General features: G+C 67.5%; 1 protein-coding gene. It reads right to left on the bottom strand.

The genetic code is table 11. The features are described from left to right. A partial coding sequence (locus ABZ319_RS40315) for a type I polyketide synthase (protein WP_354991865.1) occupies positions 1-2,627 on the bottom strand: 2,627 nt, incomplete at its 3' end. Positions 2,628-2,720 lie beyond the last annotated feature (93 nt).

The raw sequence follows: 2,720 nt of genomic DNA, 5'->3' as shown, positions 1-2,720 counted from the left end.
TGTACGACGTCGAGGACTCGGGTGGCGACTGCCCGTGCTCGTTCGGGTACCGCACCGCCGGTTCCGTCGACTTCCAGGACCACCGGCCCCGACACGTCGACCGCGTCCTTGATCTGTTCCCAGCTGACCGCGGCCTCCGCCGCGTCACCCAGTACGGCCCGCATCGGTGACCACACGACGTCGAAGAGCCGGTCGTGGCTAGCCGCCGCGGCCCACCCTGCCAGCTGTCGATCAGTGATGGGGCGGGCGGTCAGTGATCGCACCGTCAGGACCGGCGCGCCGGTGCCATCGGCCAATTCCGCCGACACCGACCCGGGTGTCGTGTCGCGGCGCAACCGCACCCGCGCGGCCCGCGCACCGACCGCGTGCAATGCGACACCCTCCCACAGGAACGGCAGCCACACCTGCCCGTCCGCCGGTCCGTCCTGATCGAGCAGCGCCACGCCCAGTGCGTGTAGTGCCGAGTCCAGCAGTGCCGGATGGATTCCGAACCCGTCGACCTGCACGTCGTCCGGCAGGGCGATCTCGGCGAAGACCTCGTCTGCGCGCCGCCAGGCCGCTCGCAACCCGCGGAAAGCGGGCCCGTACTCATAGCCCCGGGTCGCCAGTTGCTCGTAAACGTTTCCGAGATCGACTTCCTCGGCCTCCTCGGGAGGCCATGCGGTCAGCCCGTTCACACCCTCGGCGACTTCCGAGACCAGTTCGCCACGCGCGTGCAATACCCAGCTTCGGCCGACGCCTTCGTCGCAGGAGTGGATCGAGAACGTGTGTCGGCCCGATTCGCCTGCCGCGTCGACGAGTACCTGTATCCGCGTACCGCCGCCCGACAGGATCAGCGGTGCCATGAGCGCCAGTTCTTCGATGACCCCGCATCCGACTTCGTCGCCGGCGCGTATCGCGAGTTCGACGAAGCCGGCGCCGGGGAACACGCTCACTCCGCCGGCCCCGTGATCGCTGAGCCAGGGGTGGGTGTTCACCGCGAGGCGGCCGGTCAGCGTCACCCCGCCGGTTTCGGGTCGTTCGACCACCGCTCCCAGGAGTGCGTGGTCGGCTCCGGTCAGTCCGCACCCGGTCACATCGGCGCTGCCGGTACCTGCTGGACCTGAACCCAGCCAGTACCGTTGTCGCTGAAAAGCGTAGGTGGGCAAGTCGATTCGACCGGCAGCGCACCCGTCGAAGACCTGCGCCCAGTTCACGCCGACACCCACCACCCACAATTTGGCGAGGGCACTCAGGAATGCGTCGGGCTCGAGCCGGCTCTGCACAATCGTGGGCGTGCGGACATCTGCATTCGGCAGGCTCTGATCGACGAGCGCGGCGAGCGCTCTACCCGGTCCGACTTCGACGAATCTCGTCGCGCCGGCCGAATCCAGCCATTGCAGTCCCGCCCAGAATTGGACGGTTCCGCGTGCATGCTGAACCCAATAGTCGGCCGTGCCGTAATCGGCTCCGGCGGGCTGCCCGGTCAGATTCGAGATCAACGGTATGGGGCTGCCAGATACATCGATATCGCCGATCGCGTCGCGGAGTTCCGCGAGGATCGGATCCATCATCGAGGAGTGGAAGGCGTGCGAGACATCCAGCCTGTGGGTTTTCCACCCCTGCTCGTGGCAGCACCGCACGGTGTCGTCGATATCGGTGGCGTCGCCGGCGACGACCACCGCCGCGGGCCCGTTGATCGCCGCGATCTCGGCCCTGCCTCGCAAGAATGCGGCCACGTCGGTGGCCGATGCTCGCACCGCCACCATCGCGCCGCCCGCCGGCAGCGTCGCCATTGTCGTGCCGCGCTCGACGACCAGCCGTGCGGCATCCTCGAGAGTCAGTCGACCGGTCACATGGGCGGCCGCGATCTCCCCGACCGAATGCCCGATGACGAAATCGGGGCGTACATCGAGCGCTTCGAGCAGCCGGAACAGCGCAACTTCGAGCGCGAACAGGGCCGGCTGGGCATACCGGGTATCGATCAGATCGCCGCGCTGCTCGTCCCACATGATGGTCCGCAGCGAGCCGTCGGAGTGTTTGTTCAATGCGTCGAATGCCTCATCGAACGCGCTCGCGAAGACGGGTGAGGTTTCATGTAGTTCGCGCCCCATACCCAGCCATTGCGATCCCTGCCCGGGGAACAGGAACACCGTCTTGCCCGCCCTGTTGACCTGCCCGCGGATCACACCCTGCCCCGGCTCGCTCGAGGCCAGAGCGTGCAAACGGGTCAGTGCGGCTTCTCGGTCCCAATCCAGCACGACCGCGCGATGCTCGAACATAGATCTGTTCACCAGAGCCGCACCGGCATCGACGATATCCAGTTCGGAACGGTGCTGGACGAACTCGGCCAGCCGGTCCGCCTGCCCCGCCAGCGCCGCGGCCGAGCGGCCCGAAATGACCAGTGGGACAACGCCCCAACCCCACACGCCGTCGGCGACCGCACTCGAATCCTGCGGCGCCTGCTCGATGATCACGTGCGCATTGGTTCCACTGACCCCGAAGGAGGACACCCCCGCCCGCCGCGGGCGATCCGACTCCGGCCACGGCCGGGACTCGGTAAGCAACGACACCGCCCCGGCGGACCAATCCACGTGCGGACTCGGCTCGTCCACATGCAGGGACTTCGGCAGGACTCCCGCGCGCATCGCCATGATTGTTTTGATGACGCCGGCGATGCCGGCGGCTGCTTGGGTGTGTCCGAGGTTGGATTTGATGGTGCCGAGCCAGAGTGGGTGGTT

This window comes from Nocardia sp. NPDC005978 (assembly GCF_040614455.1).
GTDB lineage: Bacteria > Actinomycetota > Actinomycetes > Mycobacteriales > Mycobacteriaceae > Nocardia.
This window is presented reverse-complemented; position numbering and strand designations above follow the sequence as displayed.